Annotated in this window: 23 protein-coding genes; 19 read left to right on the top strand and 4 right to left on the bottom strand. The window is 31.3% G+C overall.

Annotated elements, in window-relative coordinates; translation table 11 throughout:
• Window positions 1–33 precede the first annotated feature (33 nt).
• A complete protein-coding gene (rlmH, locus tag C8C88_RS11605) occupies window positions 34–507 on the top strand; it encodes a 23S rRNA (pseudouridine(1915)-N(3))-methyltransferase RlmH (protein WP_121338281.1) in 474 nt (157 codons plus the stop codon).
• Window positions 508–777: 270 nt separating this feature from the next.
• Window positions 778–1272 carry a CHRD domain-containing protein gene (locus tag C8C88_RS11600; RefSeq protein WP_121338280.1) on the top strand — a complete coding sequence of 165 codons (495 nt, stop codon included), beginning with the start codon at window positions 778–780 and terminating at the stop codon, window positions 1270–1272.
• 59 nt (window positions 1273–1331) lie between these two features.
• Here C8C88_RS11600 and C8C88_RS11595 read toward each other — a convergent pair whose 3' ends face one another.
• Both C8C88_RS11595 and folP read right to left on the bottom strand, forming a co-directional pair.
• A complete protein-coding gene (locus C8C88_RS11595; RefSeq protein ID WP_121338279.1) occupies window positions 1332–1970 on the bottom strand; it encodes a hypothetical protein in 639 nt (212 codons plus the stop codon).
• Window positions 1967–2794 carry a dihydropteroate synthase gene (gene folP / locus C8C88_RS11590; RefSeq protein ID WP_121338278.1) on the bottom strand — a complete coding sequence of 276 codons (828 nt, stop codon included), beginning with the start codon at window positions 2792–2794 and terminating at the stop codon, window positions 1967–1969. Before folP ends, C8C88_RS11595 begins: the two co-directional genes overlap by 4 nt.
• Window positions 2795–2923: 129 nt before the next feature.
• Between folP and C8C88_RS11585 the strand changes: the two genes are divergently transcribed.
• The 9 genes from C8C88_RS11585 to C8C88_RS11545 all read left to right on the top strand — a co-directional run bounded on the left by C8C88_RS11585 (window position 2924) and on the right by C8C88_RS11545 (window position 9957).
• A complete protein-coding gene (locus tag C8C88_RS11585; protein ID WP_121338277.1) occupies window positions 2924–3463 on the top strand; it encodes a DUF1599 domain-containing protein in 540 nt (179 codons plus the stop codon).
• Window positions 3464–3502: 39 nt separating this feature from the next.
• Entirely contained in the window at window positions 3503–4603 is a 1101-nt protein-coding gene (locus C8C88_RS11580) for a BT_3928 family protein (RefSeq protein ID WP_121338656.1), read from the top strand.
• Window positions 4604–4751: 148 nt separating this feature from the next.
• Window positions 4752–5246 (top strand): TlpA disulfide reductase family protein, encoded by a 495-nt coding sequence (locus tag C8C88_RS11575; protein WP_121338276.1) that lies wholly within the window; start codon window positions 4752–4754, stop codon window positions 5244–5246.
• Window positions 5247–5277: 31 nt separating this feature from the next.
• On the top strand, window positions 5278–6030 hold the full coding sequence (gene tpiA / locus C8C88_RS11570) for a triose-phosphate isomerase (protein WP_121338275.1): 753 nt from the start codon (window positions 5278–5280) through the stop codon (window positions 6028–6030).
• Between the two features lie 108 nt (window positions 6031–6138).
• On the top strand, window positions 6139–6972 hold the full coding sequence (prmA, locus tag C8C88_RS11565; protein WP_121338274.1) for a 50S ribosomal protein L11 methyltransferase: 834 nt from the start codon (window positions 6139–6141) through the stop codon (window positions 6970–6972).
• Between the two features lie 18 nt (window positions 6973–6990).
• The gene (locus C8C88_RS11560) at window positions 6991–7602 is read left to right on the top strand and encodes a trans-aconitate 2-methyltransferase (RefSeq protein ID WP_121338273.1); all 612 of its coding nucleotides are present in this window, start codon (window positions 6991–6993) and stop codon (window positions 7600–7602) included.
• A 41-nt stretch (window positions 7603–7643) separates the two neighbouring features.
• On the top strand, window positions 7644–7919 hold the full coding sequence (locus C8C88_RS11555) for an ATP-dependent Clp protease adaptor ClpS (protein WP_121338272.1): 276 nt from the start codon (window positions 7644–7646) through the stop codon (window positions 7917–7919).
• 85 nt (window positions 7920–8004) lie between these two features.
• Entirely contained in the window at window positions 8005–9270 is a 1266-nt protein-coding gene (locus tag C8C88_RS11550) for a sterol desaturase family protein (protein WP_121338271.1), read from the top strand.
• Between the two features lie 15 nt (window positions 9271–9285).
• On the top strand, window positions 9286–9957 hold the full coding sequence (locus C8C88_RS11545) for a lysoplasmalogenase (protein ID WP_121338270.1): 672 nt from the start codon (window positions 9286–9288) through the stop codon (window positions 9955–9957).
• A 49-nt stretch (window positions 9958–10006) separates the two neighbouring features.
• On the opposite strand, the gene C8C88_RS11540 is transcribed toward C8C88_RS11545, so the two are convergent.
• Window positions 10007–10420, bottom strand: a complete 414-nt coding sequence (locus C8C88_RS11540; protein WP_121338269.1) for a DUF6691 family protein — start codon at window positions 10418–10420, stop codon at window positions 10007–10009.
• A 3-nt stretch (window positions 10421–10423) separates the two neighbouring features.
• Window positions 10424–10981, bottom strand: a complete 558-nt coding sequence (locus C8C88_RS11535) for a YeeE/YedE family protein (protein ID WP_121338268.1) — start codon at window positions 10979–10981, stop codon at window positions 10424–10426.
• Window positions 10982–11177: 196 nt separating this feature from the next.
• On the opposite strand from C8C88_RS11535, the gene C8C88_RS11530 reads away from it, so the two are divergent.
• The 8 genes from C8C88_RS11530 (at window position 11178) to C8C88_RS11495 (ending at window position 19814) form a co-directional block, all read left to right on the top strand.
• Window positions 11178–11627, top strand: a complete 450-nt coding sequence (locus tag C8C88_RS11530; RefSeq protein ID WP_121338267.1) for a 2-dehydro-3-deoxyphosphooctonate aldolase — start codon at window positions 11178–11180, stop codon at window positions 11625–11627.
• 93 nt (window positions 11628–11720) lie between these two features.
• Window positions 11721–13409 (top strand): Na/Pi cotransporter family protein, encoded by a 1689-nt coding sequence (locus C8C88_RS11525; RefSeq protein ID WP_121338266.1) that lies wholly within the window; start codon window positions 11721–11723, stop codon window positions 13407–13409.
• 135 nt (window positions 13410–13544) lie between these two features.
• On the top strand, window positions 13545–14525 hold the full coding sequence (locus C8C88_RS11520) for a polyphosphate kinase 2 family protein (RefSeq protein ID WP_121338265.1): 981 nt from the start codon (window positions 13545–13547) through the stop codon (window positions 14523–14525).
• Between the two features lie 127 nt (window positions 14526–14652).
• Complete coding sequence (locus C8C88_RS11515) at window positions 14653–16080, top strand: L-serine ammonia-lyase (protein WP_121338264.1); 1428 nt, start codon at window positions 14653–14655, stop codon at window positions 16078–16080.
• 126 nt (window positions 16081–16206) lie between these two features.
• Window positions 16207–17025, top strand: coding sequence for a 3-methyl-2-oxobutanoate hydroxymethyltransferase (panB, locus tag C8C88_RS11510; RefSeq protein WP_121338263.1), 819 nt, complete (start codon window positions 16207–16209; stop codon window positions 17023–17025).
• Window positions 17026–17040: 15 nt separating this feature from the next.
• Entirely contained in the window at window positions 17041–17730 is a 690-nt protein-coding gene (locus C8C88_RS11505; protein WP_121338262.1) for an RluA family pseudouridine synthase, read from the top strand.
• A gap of 27 nt (window positions 17731–17757) precedes the next feature.
• Window positions 17758–19086, top strand: coding sequence for an aldehyde dehydrogenase (locus C8C88_RS11500; RefSeq protein ID WP_121338261.1), 1329 nt, complete (start codon window positions 17758–17760; stop codon window positions 19084–19086).
• Window positions 19077–19814, top strand: a complete 738-nt coding sequence (locus tag C8C88_RS11495) for a nitroreductase family protein (RefSeq protein WP_121338260.1) — start codon at window positions 19077–19079, stop codon at window positions 19812–19814. Before C8C88_RS11500 ends, C8C88_RS11495 begins: the two co-directional genes overlap by 10 nt.
• Window positions 19815–19837: the final 23 nt, after the last annotated feature.

The raw sequence follows: 19837 nt of genomic DNA, 5'->3' as shown, positions 1-19837 counted from the left end.
TTTAATACCTTTGTTTCTTGAAATTTTATAAAAATGAATATTAAACTTCTTGCCATTGGCAAAACTGACAATAAAGCATTACAATCTTTAATTGACGATTATACCAAGCGCCTATCTTTTTATATCAAATTCGAATTAGATGTTATTCCTGATATAAAGAACGTAAAAAACTTATCGGAAAGTCAACAAAAAGAAAAAGAAGGAGAATTAATTTTAGCTAAAATAACCCCTACGGACCAACTTATTTTATTGGACGAAAACGGAAAAAACTTTTCAAGCGTAGGCTTTTCAGAAGAACTACAAAAGAAAATGAATTCAGGTGTAAAGACATTAGTATTTGTAATTGGTGGTCCTTACGGATTTTCGGAAACGGTTTATGCCAAAGCTCAAGGAAAAATTTCGCTTTCACTCATGACATTCTCACACCAAATGGTTCGTTTGTTTTTCATAGAACAATTATACCGCGGTTTCACCATTTTAAGAAACGAACCCTATCACCATCAGTAATTATTCTGTTTTAAATTTATTCGGCAATCATAAATTCAGTTTATTGCCCTTGTTTAAAAATTACTTATTCATTCAAAAAAACAACAAATTGAATTTTAAAATGCTAAAAATCAATTTTTTAACTTAATTTTATTTTTATTTGAAGATTAAAATATTAATTTTATTTCTTTGAATTTCAGAATTGTTGTATTAAATATTTGCGTTACAAAAATCATTTAACTTTTTATATAGTTTTAGTTTTAGTTTTTTTAACCTTAAAATATTTTTATTATGAAACGACCGATTCCAATCTTAGTCATTTTCATCATTACATCAGTATTTCTTTCATGTAGTAATGATGACAGCAGCCCCGCCCCAGCACACATTATTGTTACTTTTAATGCTGATTTAGATGGTCCAAGCGAAGTACCTCCTAATACCACAACATCAGCGTTTGGGAGTGCGATTCTTACGTTCGACAAAACCACCAAAATACTCACCTTGCAAGTTACATACACTGGTCTGACAGTAACCGAAGCTCATATTCATAAAGGTGCCGTTGGAGTTGATGGAAGCGTTGTGTTCCCTATTGCAGATATAAGCTCTCCTATGAACTATACAAGTCCTCCTTTAAGTTCAAGTCAAGAAGCGGATCTTTTAGCTAATCTTTATTATGTCAACTTACATAGTACTGCATTCCCAGGAGGAGAAATTAGAGGACAACTTATCACAACAAATCCAGAAGGATCTGGTAGCGGTGGAACCGGTGGCGGAGGAAGCTACTAAATACCAATTCTAGGATATAAACGCAGGCTTATTTTTACAAGAAAGCCTGCGTTTGTTTATTAGTAAACAAATTCCTGATTAAAAATAATCGGTGTTAATTCTGATTTTGAAAAATTCAAACTTCTAATAAAAATCTTATTTTGAATATAACTACCGTACTTCATGTTTTTATCAAAACAAAGTGTGGTTTTACTCTGTTTATCAATTCCAAATGTATTGAGATAATTTGCTAATTCTTCTTTTTTAACCGCAACATTATTCACCCAAATTTCATTGTTTTTATTAAAAAAAACTACAGTTCCGGATTTTGGTTTTGCCATTTTATAATACACTTCTGTAAAAGGAATAAAAGCCATGTTTTTACCAATAGTATCTGCGTACGAGTAGTAATTCTGAGCAGCTTCGTTCTTATGCGCTTTTTCTTCTCGCTTTTTTTGTTGCAATTTCATGACTTCTGGAATAACTAATCGTAGTGGTAATCGCTTGTCAATATTCAAAATCCAATTGGTAGAAATAATACTATTTTTTCTATTCACTTCTGCTATAGTATCTTTCCCTTTTGTTTCAAAAAAAATATAGATTGGTGAATGATCTTGAATATCTTTTACAATGCTACTGTTTGATTTTGGCAACAGAATATCTTTTTTATTTTCACAAGAAATGAAAACCAAAATTAATATAAGACTTAAATATTTCATTTTAAGTTTATTTTATTGAACAAAGCAACACATTCCATAGCTTCTTTGACATCATGAACTCTTAGAATATTTGCCCCTTTAGTCAAAGCAATTGTATTTAAAACTGTAGTTCCGTTTAAAGCTTCTTCTGCGCTAAAATTCAATGTTTTATAAATCATTGACTTTCTAGAGATTCCAATCAAAACAGGAAGTTCAAATAGTTCAAATAAATCCATTTTTTTGAAAACTTCATAATTCTGTTCCGTTGTTTTGGCAAAGCCAAATCCTGGATCAACAATCAAATCATCAATCCCTAAATGTCTTGCGGCTGCAATTCGCTCTGAAAAATAAAACAATATTTCTTTTACAATATCGTCATATTGAATGAATTTCTGCATCGTTTGTGGCGTTCCCCTCATATGCATCATAATATATGGAGTCTTGTATTTAGCAATAGTTTCTAACATTTTATCGTCAAGCAATCCTGCTGAAATATCATTAATAATAGCTGCTCCACTTTCGATACAAGCCTTAGCAACTTCACTTCTGAAAGTGTCAATAGACAGAATGGCGGTTGGGAAATGCTTTATAATCGAATCTATAAAAGGAATAATTCTTTCGATTTCTTCTTTTTCAGAAACAAACTCAGCGCTAGGTTTGCTGGAATATGCTCCTACATCAATAAATGTTGCTCCTTCAGAAATCATTTTTTCAACTCGAGAAAGAACTTCACTCTCATTTTTATACATTCCTCCGTCAAAAAAAGAGTTTGGTGTAATATTCAATATCCCCATTACTTTGGGAGTTGATAAATCAATCAGTTGTCCTTTGCAGTTTATAGTCATTTTATGGTATTAGTTTCAATTGAATATTGATGATTTAAACTTCAATATTCAACATTCGTTATTCATCAATCTTCATTCAAAAAATTATCCTTATTTTTGGAAAAATTTGAATACAAATATACATCAATAATGAAGAATACTTCACAAGAATATGATTCCGTAATTACCATTTGTCGGACATTATTTATTAACAAAATGAAAGATTACGGAAGTGCTTGGCGCATCTTACGATTACCATCATTAACCGATCAGATTTTCATCAAAGCGCAAAGAATCAGGAGCTTACAAGAAAACGAAATACGAAAAATCGACGAAGATGAATCTGGCGAATTCATTGGAATCATCAATTATTCGATAATGGCGCTTATTCAATTAGAGTTAGGCGTAGTCGATCAACCGGATTTAGACGTTGAAAAAGCTACTCAATTATATGATGCTAAAATTAAATTAACCAAAGAATTAATGGAGGATAAAAATCATGATTATGGTGAAGCTTGGCGTGATATGCGTGTAAGTTCATTGACGGATTTGATTCTTCAAAAATTGCTTCGAGTTAAACAAATCGAAGATAATAAAGGAAAAACCATTGTTTCTGAAGGAATTGATGCTAATTATCAAGATATGATAAATTATGCTGTTTTTGCGTTGATTCTAATCGGTAAAAAATAAAATATAAATTCCAAATTAACACCCAAAATTATGATTAACATTAAAAATAGCATTACTCAATTTTCCCGAATTTTTGTTGGTATTTTATTTATCATATCTGGTTTGATAAAACTAAATGATCCTGTTGGGTTTTCTTATAAACTTGCAGAATATTTTGGAGAACCTGTTTTTAATATGCCCTTTTTTGTGCCTTTTTCATTAGCTATAGCTTTGTTTTTGGTTATTCTTGAAGTAGTTTTAGGGTTTATGCTCCTCATTGGTTACAAATCAAAATTTACAATTTGGAGTTTATTGTTACTAATTGTTATGTTTACTTTTTTAACTTTTTATTCCGCATATTTTGATGTGGTTAAAGATTGTGGATGTTTTGGTGATGCTTTAAAACTAACACCTTGGCAATCTTTTACAAAAGATATTATATTGTTATTTTTCATTTTGATTTTATTCTTAAATAAAAAATTAATAAAACCATTATTTAACAATACCATACAAAACATATTAGTTTTCATCAGTTTTGCTTTATGCGTATTTATGGCATACTGGGTTCTAAATCATTTGCCACTGAAAGATTTTCGTCCTTATAAAGTGGGGAATAATATTCAAAAAGGCATGAGAATTCCAGACAATGCCCCAAAATCCGTTGTGGAAATGATTTTTATCTACAAAGTAAACGGAGTTGAAAAAGAATATTCAGAAAAAGATTTAATGAAAATCCCAACAGGAGCAACTTTTGTGGATAGAAAAGACAAAGTAATAGTTGAAGGTTACGTCCCTCCTATACATGATTTTGCTATGGAAAAAGATGGTTCTGATTATAAAGAGGAGTTTTTGGATGAACCAAAATTACTATTATTTGTTTCTTATGATTTGGCCATAGCCGATAAAGAAGGATTATCAAAATTAGAAAAACTAAAAGAAACTGCTGCTTCAAAAGGATATAAGGTAATTGGAATGACGGCTTCTTTGCCAGAACAAATTGCTAAAACAAAAAAAGAATATGGATACACCTTTGATTTCTATTTTTGTGACGCAATTGCTTTAAAAACGATCGAAAGAGCAAATCCGAGTATTGTTGTTTTAGAAAAAGGTACCATAAAACAAAAAGTGCATTATAATGATATTCAAGATTTAAAATTGTAGCAATAAAATTATTAGACCACATTTAAGTTTAATAATTTTATTAACTATAACGATATTGCTTGCTTTTTTTAGGAATGTAGTTTCAAAATTTTTAAATCCGTCAACCTCTTTCCATTTCTTTGATTAACTTTGTGAAAATTTAAAATAAATGAAAAAAATATTTGCCTTATTTATCGCTTTCATCACTTTTTCATGCACTAACGCACAAAAATCTTCATTTTCAAAAGAAGCTTTATCAGAAACTTTATTAGCAACTGATAATGGTCAAGTTCCTTTTAAAAATATTATAAAAAAACACAAAGGAAAAACTTTAGTAATTGAAATATGGGCATCATGGTGTGGCGATTGTGTAAAAGCAATGCCTAAAATAAAAGAATTACAAGCAAATAATCCTGATGTTGATTACGTATTCATTTCTATGGATAAAACAGCCGATAAATGGAAAGCTGGTATTGAAAAACACGAACTAAAAGGAGAACATTATATGGCTAACGACCAAATGAAAGGAGTCTTCGGGAAGGCAATTGACTTAGACTGGATTCCAAGATATATTATTCTTGATAAAACTGGAAAAATTGTTTTGTACCGTGCCATAGAAACTGATTTTGACAAAATAAACGAAACTCTAAAAGGCTTAAAATAAAAAACGAAAATTTAATATAAATACAACTAAAATGAGAAAGAAGATTGTAGCAGGAAACTGGAAAATGCATAAAAACGCAGAACAAACTGAAGATTTATTGAATGAATTAATAGCAAAAATACCTACTGAAAGTAATGCACAAGTAATTGTAGCACCTACTTTTGTAAACTTGGCATCTGCTGTTGATCATTTAGAATTTACAAATATTGATGTTGCTGCACAAAACGTACATCAAGCAGAAAGTGGAGCTTTTACAGGTGAAATTTCAGCAGATATGCTTAAAAGCGTAGGTGTAAATACTGTAATTCTTGGACATTCAGAGCGTAGAGCTATTTTTCATGAAACAGACGCTTTAATCGCAAGTAAAGTTGATACTGCACTTGAACATGATATGACTGTTATTTTTTGTTTCGGTGAAGAGTTGAAAGACCGTCAATCAAGCAACCATTTTAATGTAGTTGAAAACCAATTGAAAGATGGTTTATTCCATATCAATGCTAAAGATTGGGAAAATATTGTTTTAGCATACGAGCCAGTTTGGGCTATTGGAACTGGTGAAACAGCTTCGCCAGAACAAGCGCAAGAAATGCACGAATTTATCAGAGAAACTGTTCGTAAAGCTTACGGAAGTGATATTGCTGATGATGTTTCTATTCTTTATGGAGGAAGTGTAAAACCAGAAAACGCTAAAGAAATTTTCTCTAAACCAGATGTAGACGGAGGTCTTATTGGTGGTGCAGCTCTTAAAGCAGATGATTTTGTAGCAATTGTAAACGCTATATAATTATCCTTTAAATAAAAATAAAAAGAGGTTTGATAGAATCAAACCTCTTTTTTTGCTTTTAACTATTCTTTAAAAAAGAGAAATACTACCTTTGCAAAAAAAACAAACATGTCAAACATATATATTGGATATCATTTTACTATAGAACCAAAAGAATTAGGTTCAGAAATTTTAATTGCTGAATTAGGTGAAAAAGCATTTGAAAGCTTTACTGAAACTGAAACAGGAATTTCTGCCTATGTTCAGAAAGATTTATGGGATGAAATGATTCTTGATGGTATTTTTATATTGCAATCTGAGGAATTCAAAATTGATTACACTTTCGAAGAAATTGAACAAATCAATTGGAATGAAGAATGGGAAAAGAATTTTGAGCCAATAGATGTGGAAGGAAATTGTCATGTTCGTGCGCCATTTCACCCTAAAACCAATGCTGAATTTGATATTGTTATTGAACCAAAAATGAGTTTTGGAACAGGACATCACGAAACTACCCACATGATGATTCAACATTTATTAGAAATAGATGTCAAAGGAATGAAAACGCTTGATATGGGTTGCGGAACTGCAATTTTAGCAATTCTTGCCGAAATGAAAGGTGCTCAACCTATTGATGCTATTGATATTGACAACTGGTGCTACTTAAATTCAATCGAAAATGCAGAGCGCAATAATTGCAAGCACATTACTGTTTACGAAGGTGATGCCGCTTTGTTAGAAGGAAAAAAATACGATTTAATAATTGCGAATATCAACAGAAATATTTTGCTAAATGACATGCAAAGCTATGTAGATTCTCTAAATCCAAAAGGAACTATTCTATTTAGCGGATTTTACGAAGAAGATATTCCATTTATAGATGCTTCCTGTACAGAAAAAGGCTTAACTTATGTTAAAAAATTTCAAAGAAACAATTGGGTTTCTTTAAAATACGTAAATTAGTATCTGAAAATCAATAACATGGACACTAATCGCAAAAATCATTGGGAAACAATTTACAAAACAAAGCTACCCAATGAAGTAAGCTGGACACAAGAAAATCCTAAAATTTCTCTTGACTTTATTAAAGAAACTAATTTAGGAAAAAGTGCGAAAATTATTGATATTGGAGGCGGCGACAGCAAACTTGTTGATTATTTAGTAGCCGAAGGATACGAAGACATAACTGTTTTGGATATTTCTGCGAATGCATTAGAGCGAGCAAAAGAACGTCTTGGAGAAAAAAGCAAAAAAATTAAATGGATTGTTTCTGATATTACAGAATTCAAACCAGATACAAAGTATGATATTTGGCATGACAGAGCAACTTTTCATTTTTTGACTTCTACTGAACAGATTAATATATATTTATCTGTTGTTGAAAAATGGGTTGCGAAATTTTTAATTATTGGAACATTTTCAGACAAAGGGCCAACTAAATGTAGTGGACTTGAGATAAAACAATATACAGAAACAACACTCGAAAAGCAATTTTACAGTGAATTTGAAAAAGTAAATTGTATCAATCAAGACCACAAAACACCTTTTGAAACGATACAAAATTTTGTTTTTTGTGTTTTTAAAAAGAGATAAATCAAACTGTATTTTTATTTAAACCCCAAAATTATCTAAAAATGAGTACTAAAGAAAAAGTAAAAGAAAGAGTTCGTGTCAAAGAAGCCACTTCAATAGATAACGAAATAATTGTTTACAACGATGATGTAAACACCTTTGATCACGTAATTGACACTTTAATACGTGTTTGCAACCACACTGCTGAACAAGCAGAACAATGCTCTTTAATTGTTCATTACAACGGAAAATGCACTGTAAAAACAGGGCCTTATGACAAACTAAAACCGCAATGCACACAACTCTTGGAGGCTGGATTAAGCGCTGAGATTATTTAATATTTAATAGTTTTCGCATTAATTTTCACCAATAATTCAAAAAATAAGTGCTTTTATTTTATATTTGAATAAAAATGCATGTTTTATGGAAGAATACGGTAAAATTTTAGTTATTGCAATGCCTGTTTTTTTGACATTGATTATACTTGAAAAACTATACGGACATTATAAAGGAGAAGATACTGCTCCTAATATGGATTCTGTTTCAAGTGTAAGCTCAGGCATGGTAAATTCTCTAAAAGATGTTTTAGGTCTAAGTATTACCTTAATTTCATACGATTGGATTGTTTCTAAAATTGCAATTTTTAACTTAGAAGCATCTGTAACGGCTTACATAATAGGTTTTATAGCTATTGATTTTTATGGCTATTGGAGCCATCGTTTATCCCATCAAATTAATTTTTTATGGAACAAACATGCTATCCATCATAGTAGTGAAGAATTTAATTTAGCCTGTGCTTTACGCCAACCCATTTCAAGTTTTGTAAATTTATTTACCTTTTTACTTATTCCCGCTGCACTTTTAGGAGTTCCTTCAAAAGTAATTGCGATCATACTTCCTTTTCATTTATTCCTACAATTTTGGTATCATACTAAACACATCAAAAAAATTGGTTTTCTTGAAAATATTCTCGTTTCGCCATCACATCATAGAGTACATCATGCAATTAACCCTGAATATATGGATAAAAATCATTCCCAAATTTTCATTTTTTGGGATAAGTTATTTGGTACTTTTCAGGCAGAATTAGACACGGTTCCTCCAGTTTTTGGAATTACGAGACCAGCGCATACTTGGAATCCTATTCGGATAAATTTTCAACATCTTGGATTACTAATCACCGATGCGTGGAGAGCAGAAAATTGGAAAGACAAATTTACAATTTGGTTCAAACCAACCGGTTGGCGTCCAGAAAATTTTGAGGAAAAATATCCTGTAAATAAAATTACTAATGTCTATGATTTTAAAAAATACGGAACAGAAAATTCAAAAAAAATTATCTATTGGTCCCTATTTCAAGCATTAACAACACTATTGTTTATTAGTTACTTGTATAGCTTTATTTCAACTATTGGGTTACCAAATGTATTTGTTTACGGCGCTTTTATATTCTTAAGCGTTTATAGTTATACTGAATTAATGGATACCCGAAAATTTTCTTTGTTTTGGGAAAGTATTCGATTTGTTTTTGGATTTAGTATCCTGATTTATTTTGGAGATTGGTTTGGAATGAATCAATTATTTTCATTTGCTAATTATCTTGTTATGGGATATTTAACCCTATCATTATTGATTAACATCTATTTTATAAATATCAATTTTGATAAAGAAAAAATTGCTTTTGCATAATTTTAAAACAACTTCATGAAAAACAAATTAATATTAAAAGGATATATTGGTTTTAGCATTATTTATCTTTTGATTACCCTTTTTGAGTACGAAAAATTTGCTTGGTATTTAAAACCTTTTTTGATTGTATTTTTACTTTTAGCAGTTTATTTTTCCGCAAAATTTGATTCTAAAAAGTTCTTACTAAGCGCACTTTTTTTTTCCTGGATTGGAGATAACATATTACTATTTGCAGATCGTGGAGAATTGTATTTTATACTTGGATTAGTAGCGTTCTTACTATCACACCTAATTTATATTATAGTATTTAAGAAGCAATTAGAATCTAATAATCCTATCAATAAAACAACGTATTGGTCTGGTGTTTGTGTAATTCTGATTTATTTCGCGAGTATGATATTCACATTATTTCCAAAATTAGGACCTTTGAAAATTCCTGTTTTGGTTTATGCAATGGTCATAACCACTATGTTGTATTTTGCTTTTAAAGGAAGTTTAAAATGGAATAATAACGCCGGGAATTCGGTTTTATTAGGAGCACTATTTTTTGTAAGTTCTGATAGTATTTTGGCTTTCAATAAATTTTACAGCCCCATTCCATTAAATTCTTTCTTAATAATGGCTACTTACATTGCTGCACAATACTTTATTGTAAACGGAATTTTAAATTTGAATGAAAAAAAATAACATTCTCTAATATTAGAAAATGTTACACTTAAAATTGATTTTGATCTTGTTAATGAGGCAATTTATCTTTCAATATTCCATAGATAAAAGTTCCCACCAAAGCTCCTAAAAGAACAAAAATTACGGGTAAAAACCCAGCTCCAAGAAGTATAAATATAGGACCAGGACACGAACCAACCAAAGCCCAACCGAGTCCAAAAAACAATCCGCCAATCCAATACCGAGCAGAACCCTCCTCTTTATCTTGAATTACTATAGGCAATCCTTTAATGTCTTTAATATTGTTTCTTTTGATGATTTGAATCCCTATTAAACCCGTTGCAACTGCAACTCCAATAATTCCGTACATATGGAAAGATTGAAATTGAAACATTTCATAAATTCTATACCAAGAAACAGCCTCTGATTTTGTGAGAACAATACCAAAAACAAATCCAACAATTAAAAATTTTAATGCTTTCATAATTTAAAAAATAAGTGGTAATAAAAAATGAGACATAATTAATCCACCCAGAAAAAATCCAATAACTGCTTTTAAAGACGGTAGTTGTAAATTACTCAAACCAGAAATTGCATGACCAGAAGTACAACCATTAGCATAACGAGTTCCAAAACCAATTAGAATCCCACCAATAATCAAAATCAAAATACTCTTAGGTGATTCGAAAATTTGATTTCCAAAAAGAAAATCAGGAAGCAATTTTCCATTGGGAGCATCAATTCCCATTTGAGCTAATTGTGCAATTGTTTTAGGATTTATTGCCACATTAGAAGGATCGTTCATAAAATTAGTCGCAACAAAACCTCCGAGCATTGCGCCTAAAACTACTACTAAATTCCAACGCTTTGCTTTCCAATCATAATCGAAAAAAGGAACTCTCTTTCCTATACCAGTCATTGAACATAAGGTTTGTAAATTTGACGACATCCCAAAAGTCTTGCCAAAATAAGTCAAACAAAGCATAATCATACCAATTAAAAAACCGGAAACGTACCAAGGCCATGTTTGAAAAATAATATCCATTTTTTATTTATTTTTAGGCAAAAATAAGAATTAAGTCTTTTAAAATTATCACAATTAAGACATAATTATTGTTTATGCTAAGCACGACTTTAAAAGTTCTACATATATTTGTATTACTAAAATAATCAAAGTGAGATTCTATCAAAAAATAGACCATTAGCTTTGAGTAGCTCAAATTAAATCTAAAGAAAAATCCATGAAAAAAATAATTCTTTTTGTAGTGTTATCAATACTTTTTACTTCTTGCGGAAGCATAAAATCAACTATAAAAAACGTGGATAATAATGCTCCATATCCTGAATTGACGAGTAACAATACTTTTGTAATTACTAAATTCAGTACCGACAAAAAATATGGATATGACAAAGATTATCCCATCAATGTTTTTTTTAGAAATAGCAGAGATGAAAATATAAATCAAGAGCGTTTTCTGAATGCTTTGGCTGGTCCAAAAGGTGAAAAAATCACTTTTACCAAATTAGAAAGCTGTTGTCCTTTTCCAACAAAAAGAAGCGACATGGGAGCTGGTTTCTTAGATGTATATGAAATAAAATGGGACGGTCAAAAAACACCTGTGAAATTATATCTGAACATTTATGAGAAAGGAATTTTGATGGTTCCAGTGGGTTTTACGCTTAAAAAATAATTTTTTTAACCAAACTAACTTTATGTCAACTAGGGAATATTATAGTTCTAAAATTTGATGATATATCATTAATGATTATCTTTAATTTACTTTATGACTATAGAAATCCTAAATACTATCTTTAAAATTGGAGCGGGAATTGGTTTATTCCTTTTTGCCATGCATCTGCTAGAAGAATCTTTAAAAAATCTTTCTGGTAGGAATTTTAAATTATTTCTCCAAAAAATAACCAAAAACAACATTAGCGCAGTTGCTGGAGGCATTATAATTACAGTAGTTCTTCAAAGTAGTTCCATGATTTCCTTAATGGTATTAGCATTTGTTGGTGCTGGTGTATTCAGCGTCAAAAATGCAATAGCAATTATTCTAGGAGCCAATTTAGGGACAACATTAGCCAGTTGGATTTTAGCAACATTAGGTTTTGGAATAAATATTGCCGTTTTTGCTTATCCAATAATATGCTTCAGTGGTTTTTTGTTGATTTTTTTTGGTAAACGAAAAAACATAAAATACATCTCCTATTTTCTTTTTGGTTTTGGATTGTTATTTATCGGACTTTCTTTTATGAGAATGGCTATGGAAAGTCAAGTAGAAAATTTTGATTTTTCCATATACAATCAATTGCCTTTATTTGCTTTTCTAGTTTTAGGATTTGCAATCACCATACTTATTCAATCCAGTTCAGCAACTATGGCACTAACATTAAGCGCATTACATGCTGGAGCAATTAGCTTTCCTCCTGCTGCCGCAATAGTATTAGGTGCAGAAACTGGAACAATAATGAAAATCATTTTGAGTGCTTCAAAAGGGAATGCGACAAAAAAACGAGTAGCACTAGGTAATTTGGTTTTTAATATCTCTATAACAAGCTTGTCTTTCATTTTCATCGAGGAACTTTTAAGTTTAATTACCGATGTCCTAAATATCAAAGATCCATTAATAGGATTAGTTACTTTCTCGAGCTTTATAAACCTTTTGTCTATTTTAATTTTCCTTCCTTTTCTAAACAGATTTGCTAAATTTTTGGAACGTTTTTTCAAAGAAACAGATTCTTGCGCAGCTGCTTTTATTGGACATGCTTCAACTATTGAACCTGAAACAGCAATAGATTTGTTGCGCATGGAAACAAAATATTTTATTCATAATTCCATGCTTTTTAATTTAGAACTTTTTGAAATAAACCTTAAATCATTTCGGGAAAATGATGAATTTAAAAATATCAACACAAAAAAGAAATATTTCTCTAAAAATATGGAAGAGAAATATGAGTTTTTAAAACAGCTACAAGGTGAATTACAAGCCTTTTATTTAGAACTACGAACAAAACTGCAATCTGAAAGAAGCTCTGAGTTGAATCAATTAATTTCGGCCGTGAGAAGTTCCATGCATGCGGTAAAAAGTATTAAAGATATTGGAACTAATATTTCAAATCTTAAAAGTTCTTCAAAAGATATCAAATATAATTTCTTTGTATATCACCGAAAAAAAACTAAAAAACTGTATCGAGAATTGAATGCTTTATTTACTAAAAATGATGCTGCTGATTTTGAAAAATTTCATGAAATTTTTGAAACCATACAAAACAATTATACCGAAGCACTCAATAATTTTTATACCGAAGCTCAAACAAGTAAAGTTGAAAATATTGATATCACAACCGTTATAAATTTCAATAGAGAACTTTTTACATCAAACAAAGCTATGTTAATGGCTATAAAAGATAGCTTATTAGATGAAAAAAAGGCTGCAGATTTTAATGAAATTCCTGTGTATAAAACATAGACATCTAGTATTTAAAATCTACGTTTCTAATAAAATGTATTTGGTATATTAATTAATATCTAATTCATTAAATTTGATTGTTTAGCTAATTATTTTATACTCTAAATTAAACAATTGCATAATTTTTATTGAAATATGGGAAAATCAAAATCTTCGGGGAATAACGGAAATGGAAACTCATCAGAAAACATTTCTAGTTTTCAAAATTTGAATAAAAGAGAACAGATCGAACGTGCTAAAGTTTTTTCCGAACAATATCGTGTTGATGATGGAAGTAATTTTCGATTAAAAAATTATGATACTTATGCCCATTTTGATTTGGGTGACGAAGATAAATCATTGGTTTCGGATACATTACAAATGGGAATTGAAGCATTAGTTAAAATGCAAGATGTTCTGTATGCACAAGGAAAATGGTCATTACTATTGGTTTTTCAAGCAATGGATGCCGCTGGAAAAGATGGCGCCATCAAACATGTCATGTCTGGAATTAATCCACAAGGCTGTCAAGTTTCATCATTCAAAGCTCCAAGTAATGAAGAATTAGATCATGATTTTTTATGGCGTTGCCAAAAACATTTACCAGAGCGTGGAAGAATAGGAATTTTTAATCGCTCCTATTACGAAGAAGTTCTAGTAGTTCGTGTTCATGAACAAATATTGCGCTCACAAAAACTAGCGGAAGAGCTTATAACCGATTCCATTTGGAAAGAACGATTTGAAGATATTAGAAACTTCGAAAAATACTTGAATCGCAATGGTACTATAGTCATTAAGTTCTTTTTAAATGTTTCTAAAGAAGAACAAAAAAAACGATTTATAGAACGAATTGATGATGCTGATAAAAACTGGAAATTTAGTGCTGCTGATATTCGGGAACGGGAATATTGGGACTCATATATGGACAATTATGAAGAAATGATTAAAAATACAACTACTGAAAATTCCCCTTGGTATGTAATCCCAGCTGATAATAAATCCTATGCCCGCATTGCCATTGCTTCTGCAATAATTCATACATTAGATGAAATGGATCTAGAATATCCTAAAGTTAGTGAGGAAAAAATTGCAGAATTAAATCAAATAAGAGAAAAGTTAATTGAAGAAGAAAATTAACTTTACGCATCACATTCTTAAATAAAATGCTTAATAATATTTATTTCGCAAAATAAACATCTTAATTGGTTTAAAAAATGATTATTTATCAAAGATATAATTTACATTTGTAATACAAATATTTATCATGGAAGAATGTATCTCTGTATTTGATATGCTAAAAATAGGCGTTGGACCTTCCAGTTCACATACGCTTGGTCCTTGGAGAGCTGCCGAACGTTTTTTGACTGAATTAAGAGCTGAAAATCTTTTGGAAGTAACCGCTCGGGTGAAAGTGAATTTATATGGCTCGCTTTCTTTGACAGGAAAAGGTCATGCAACAGATTTGGCTGTAATGTTGGGTTTAAGTGGTCAAAATCCTGAATATATTCCTGTAGAAAATATCACAAGAATCATTCAAGAAATAAAAAAAGAAAAAAAAATACATCTAGGAAATGAAGTCGATATTGAGTTTCAAATTGAGGACGATATCATTTTCAATAAAAAATTTCTTTCTTTTCATGCTAATGCGTTAACCTTTACAGCACACTTAAATGATTCTAAAAAATACACATCAACATTTTACTCTATTGGTGGAGGGTTTGTTGTAAAAGAAGAACGCATTAATGCTAAGAAAAAAAGCATTATTAAATGTGCTTTCCCCTTCCCTATTGACAAAGCCACCGAATTACTGAAATATACTATTCAAGAGAATAAAAAGATTTCGGAAATTGTCTATGAAAATGAAAAATCAATGCGATCTGAAGCAGAAATTCATACCGAATTAATGCGAATTTGGCATACAATGCTCGAAAGTATGTACATAGGTTGCCATTCAGAAGGAATTCTTCCAGGTGGACTAAATGTAAGACGTAGAGCTTTTGATATGCACCAAAAACTTATTGGCTTATCTAACTATGAAAGCCCTCAAACTTGGCTTGAACAAATCAGATTAACAGAAGTGAAATTTCGCCAAATATTAAAATGGGTTAGCTGTTTTGCTTTGGCTGTAAATGAAGTAAATGCCTCTTTAGGACGTGTTGTGACAGCTCCTACAAATGGAAGCGCTGGAGTTATACCAGCAGTCCTAATGTACTATTTAGTCATTGAAAACCATCAAGCTGGCGAAAAAGAAATCAAACAATTCTTAATGGTCGCTAGTGAAATAGGCAGTATTTTCAAAAAAGGTTCTACCATTTCTGCTGCAATGGGAGGCTGTCAAGCTGAAATCGGTGTTTCATCGGCAATGGCTGCAGCAGCATTGTGTGAATTGATGGGAGGCACACCTGAACAAGTTTTAATGTCAGCAGAAATAGCTATGGAGCATCATTTAGGTTTAACCTGTGATCCTGTAGGTGGCTTAGTCCAAATTCCATGTATCGAACGAAATACCATGGGAGCTATAAAAGCTATTAATGCAGCAGAATTAGCCTTAGAAACTGATCCAAAAAACGCAAAAGTACCCTTAGATAAAGTTGTAGATACCATGTGGCAAACTGCTAAGGATATGCACAATAAGTACAAAGAAACTTCAGAAGGAGGGCTTGCAATTGCTGTAAATATGGCTGATTGTTAGAAAATTTGAATAAAAATATATTTTGAAGATTCTTCAAAAAATAGGCTATCTAAAGCACTTAATAATTCAATTTCATTACTTTTACAAGCTCAAATCGTATTTTTAATACCTAAATCGCAAATTACAATGTCAGTAGCAAAAAAAGATTACAAAAGAATAACAACAAAGTCATTAATTGAAATGAAAGCTAATGGAGAAAAAATTTCCATGCTGACGGCTTATGATTATACAATGGCTAAAATTGTTGACACTGCTGGAATTGATGTAATACTTGTTGGTGATTCAGCTTCAAATGTGATGGCTGGACACGAAACTACTTTACCAATTACTTTAGACCAAATGATATATCATGCTTCATCTGTTGTTAGAGCAACTGAAAGAGCATTAGTAGTTGTTGATTTGCCTTTTGGTAGTTACCAATCTGACCCGAAAGAAGCCCTACGTTCAGCTATTAGAATTATGAAAGAAAGCGGTGGACACGCTGTAAAATTAGAAGGTGGTAAAGAAATAAAAGATTCTATCAAAAAAATCCTGAATGCAGGAATTCCAGTTATGGGACATTTGGGTTTAACCCCACAATCCATCTATAAATTTGGAACGTATACGGTTCGTGCCAAAGAAGAAGCGGAAGCAGAAAAATTAATGGAAGATGCAAAAATGCTTGAAAAACTAGGTTGCTTTGGTTTGGTATTAGAAAAAATACCTGCTCATTTAGCCGAGAAAGTAGCTAAAAGTATTTCTATCCCAGTTATCGGAATCGGTGCAGGTGGCGGTGTTGATGGTCAAGTATTAGTAATTCATGATATGTTAGGAATGAATAATGAGTTCAGTCCACGTTTCCTTAGAAGATACATGAATCTGTATGAAGGAATGACAAAAGCAATAAGCCAATATGTTGATGATGTGAAGTCTAGTGATTTCCCAAATGCAAGTGAGCAATATTAATTTTCTAATTTTAAAATGAAAATAATATCAAATAAAGATAATCTTCAAATACTCCATGAAGACAATCACCTAATTATAGTTAATAAACGTGTTGGGGATATTGTACAAGGAGATAAAACGGGGGATAAACCTTTGAGTGAAATTGTCAAAGAATATATCAAAGTTAAGTACAATAAACCTGGTGAAGTTTTTTTAGGAGTAGTGCATCGTTTAGACCGCCCTACTTCTGGAATTGTTGTTTTTGCCAGAACAAGCAAAGCACTTACTCGAATGAACGAATTGTTCAGCAATCGAGAAACTCAAAAAACATACTGGGCAATCGTTAAAAACAAGCCTTCAAAAGCAGAAGACAAGCTGATTCATTATTTAAAAAGAAACGAGAAAAATAATACTTCAAAAGCACATCTTAAAGAAGTTCCTGATAGCAAAATAGCAAGCTTAGATTACAAAATTATTAAGGAACTCAATAATTATTTTGCTTTAGAAATTAATCTTCACACTGGAAGACACCATCAAATTAGAGCGCAACTGTCCGCAATTGGCTCTCCTATAAAAGGAGATTTAAAATATGGTTTTGACCGAAGTAATCCTGATGGAGGAATTCATTTACATGCACGCAAATTAATTTTTGTACATCCGGTAACAAAAGAACCTCTTGAAATTATTGCCCCTACACCCAATGATGTTATCTGGAATGCTATCTAATTATAAATAGTAAATTTGAAATCAGTTATGAGTTACAAAACAAACATAGGATACCGAAAAGAAACTTTAATAAAGTTACTGAACACTATTATCCTTCATGAAGATGAAGTAATTCAGGCACTCCAAAACGATTTCAACAAGCCAATTTTTGAAGCTGTTCTAACAGAAACTAATTATGTTATTGCTGATTTAAAAGATACCATTAAGAACTTACAACGTTGGGCAAAACCTAAAAAAGTCTTGCCATCCATACTCAATTTTCCTTCTACTGACTCTATTTATAAAGAGCCTTACGGCAAAGTATTAATTATTGCTCCTTGGAATTATCCTTTTCAATTAGCATTATGTCCGTTAATTTCGGCAGTAGCAGCAGGAAATCAAGTGGTATTAAAACCTTCTGAACTTACTCCTAAAACATCTGAAGTAATTGCTAAAATAATTCTAAAATCATTTGACAAAAATCATGTTGAAGTTGTAGAGGGTGGCGCAGAAGTTTCTCAAGGACTACTTTCTCAACGTTGGGATTATATCTTTTTCACAGGTAGCGTTGCGGTTGGTAAAATTGTAGCTATGGCTGCAGCCAAAAACCTAACCCCAGTAACTCTTGAACTTGGCGGTAAAAACCCTTGTATAATTGATGAAACGGCTAATTTAAAACTAGCTGCAAAACGAATTGTTTGGGGTAAGTTTATAAATGCTGGACAAACTTGTATTGCTCCTGATTATATCTTGATTCAAAAAGATATGAAAACTCATTTTATAGAATATCTTAAAGTTGAAATCACCAACGCATATGGCAAAAATCCTTCTTTATCCCCTGATTTTGCACGAATTGTAAATACTAAAAACTGGCTTCGATTGGCTAATTTAATCGATGAAACAAAAGTGATTTTTGGAGGACAAACTGATATTGAAAACCGATACATCTCCCCTACTTTAATTGACGAATCTGATACGGATAGTTTAATTATGCAAGAGGAAATTTTCGGACCAATTTTACCAATTCTTTCTTATGAAAATGAAACCGAATTAAGCAGCGTGATTTCAAAATATGAAAAACCATTAGCCCTGTATGTTTTTAGCGAAAATAAATCTTTTTCAAAAAAAATTATAACACAATTCTCTTTTGGTGGCGGATGCATCAATGATACTGTTGTGCATTTTTCTAATAAAAGATTGCCTTTTGGAGGTGTTGGACATAGCGGAATTGGGGCGTATCATGGAAGCTTAAGTTTTGATGTTTTTTCTCACGAAAAAGGAATTGTAAAAAAAGCAAATTGGTTAGATTTGACTCTTCGGTATGCGCCTTATACTGGCAAGCTAACCTTAATCAAAAATATATTGAAATGGCTGTAACCAATGAAAAATCAGTAAGCGAAGCGATTCACTACCGCCGTTCTGTTCGTGTTTTCAAAAACGAAGCCCTTGATGAACTTAAAGTCAAAGAATGTATCAAGTTGGCATCCCTTGCTCCTACAAGCAGTAATATGCAACTTTGGGAATTTTATCATATCGTTTCTCCATCAGTTATCCAACAAATTGCAACAGCTAGTTTTGACCAAAATGCAGCCAAAACTGCAAACCAAATTGTTATTGTTGTCGCTAGAAAAGATTTATGGAAAAACAGACAGCAATCTAATCTTGCCTTTTTAAAATTACAATACGGTAATAAACCAGAAGTAGAATATACAAAAAGAGAGCAGTTTGCTTTAAATTATTATCGAAAAATTGTTCCTACTATTTATATCGATTTTTTAGGAATTTTAGGAAGAATAAAATACCTTGCATTTCAAATTATCGGTTTGTTCAAACCTATTTATAGACAAGTAAGAGCCAGCGACATGCGAATTGTAGCGCATAAAAGTGCTGCACTTGCTGCTGAAAATTTCATGATTAGTATGTCCGCAATTGGATATGACACTTGTCCTATGGAAGGTTTTGATTCATCGAGAATAAAAAAAATAATACAATTACCGGCCTCTTCCGAAATAAATATGATTCTTGGATGTGGAATTCGAGAAGAAAATGGAGTTTATGGAGAACGCTTTAGAATACCGTTTAAAGAAGTTTATTTTAAAATATAAAAGCCAAAATAACCAAAAAATAA

This window comes from Flavobacterium sp. 123, assembly GCF_003634825.1.
GTDB lineage: Bacteria > Bacteroidota > Bacteroidia > Flavobacteriales > Flavobacteriaceae > Flavobacterium.
The sequence above is the reverse complement of the archived record's forward strand: the minus strand, read 5'-3'. Positions and strand labels throughout refer to the sequence as shown.

Coding starts and splice junctions, on each gene's coding strand:
- C8C88_RS11505 (WP_121338262.1), top strand. CDS start 17,041: ATGAAAATAATATCAAATAAAGATAATCTTCAAATACTCCATGAAGAC.
- C8C88_RS11520 (WP_121338265.1), top strand. CDS start 13,545: ATGGGAAAATCAAAATCTTCGGGGAATAACGGAAATGGAAACTCATCA.
- C8C88_RS11535 (WP_121338268.1), bottom strand. CDS start 10,981: ATGGATATTATTTTTCAAACATGGCCTTGGTACGTTTCCGGTTTTTTA.
- C8C88_RS11500 (WP_121338261.1), top strand. CDS start 17,758: ATGAGTTACAAAACAAACATAGGATACCGAAAAGAAACTTTAATAAAG.
- C8C88_RS11550 (WP_121338271.1), top strand. CDS start 8,005: ATGGAAGAATACGGTAAAATTTTAGTTATTGCAATGCCTGTTTTTTTG.
- rlmH (WP_121338281.1), top strand. CDS start 34: ATGAATATTAAACTTCTTGCCATTGGCAAAACTGACAATAAAGCATTA.
- folP (WP_121338278.1), bottom strand. CDS start 2,794: ATGACTATAAACTGCAAAGGACAACTGATTGATTTATCAACTCCCAAA.
- C8C88_RS11540 (WP_121338269.1), bottom strand. CDS start 10,420: ATGAAAGCATTAAAATTTTTAATTGTTGGATTTGTTTTTGGTATTGTT.
- C8C88_RS11530 (WP_121338267.1), top strand. CDS start 11,178: ATGAAAAAAATAATTCTTTTTGTAGTGTTATCAATACTTTTTACTTCT.
- prmA (WP_121338274.1), top strand. CDS start 6,139: ATGTCAAACATATATATTGGATATCATTTTACTATAGAACCAAAAGAA.
- tpiA (WP_121338275.1), top strand. CDS start 5,278: ATGAGAAAGAAGATTGTAGCAGGAAACTGGAAAATGCATAAAAACGCA.
- C8C88_RS11600 (WP_121338280.1), top strand. CDS start 778: ATGAAACGACCGATTCCAATCTTAGTCATTTTCATCATTACATCAGTA.
- C8C88_RS11545 (WP_121338270.1), top strand. CDS start 9,286: ATGAAAAACAAATTAATATTAAAAGGATATATTGGTTTTAGCATTATT.
- C8C88_RS11495 (WP_121338260.1), top strand. CDS start 19,077: ATGGCTGTAACCAATGAAAAATCAGTAAGCGAAGCGATTCACTACCGC.
- C8C88_RS11525 (WP_121338266.1), top strand. CDS start 11,721: ATGACTATAGAAATCCTAAATACTATCTTTAAAATTGGAGCGGGAATT.
- C8C88_RS11560 (WP_121338273.1), top strand. CDS start 6,991: ATGGACACTAATCGCAAAAATCATTGGGAAACAATTTACAAAACAAAG.
- C8C88_RS11515 (WP_121338264.1), top strand. CDS start 14,653: ATGGAAGAATGTATCTCTGTATTTGATATGCTAAAAATAGGCGTTGGA.
- panB (WP_121338263.1), top strand. CDS start 16,207: ATGTCAGTAGCAAAAAAAGATTACAAAAGAATAACAACAAAGTCATTA.
- C8C88_RS11555 (WP_121338272.1), top strand. CDS start 7,644: ATGAGTACTAAAGAAAAAGTAAAAGAAAGAGTTCGTGTCAAAGAAGCC.
- C8C88_RS11595 (WP_121338279.1), bottom strand. CDS start 1,970: ATGAAATATTTAAGTCTTATATTAATTTTGGTTTTCATTTCTTGTGAA.
- C8C88_RS11575 (WP_121338276.1), top strand. CDS start 4,752: ATGAAAAAAATATTTGCCTTATTTATCGCTTTCATCACTTTTTCATGC.
- C8C88_RS11585 (WP_121338277.1), top strand. CDS start 2,924: ATGAAGAATACTTCACAAGAATATGATTCCGTAATTACCATTTGTCGG.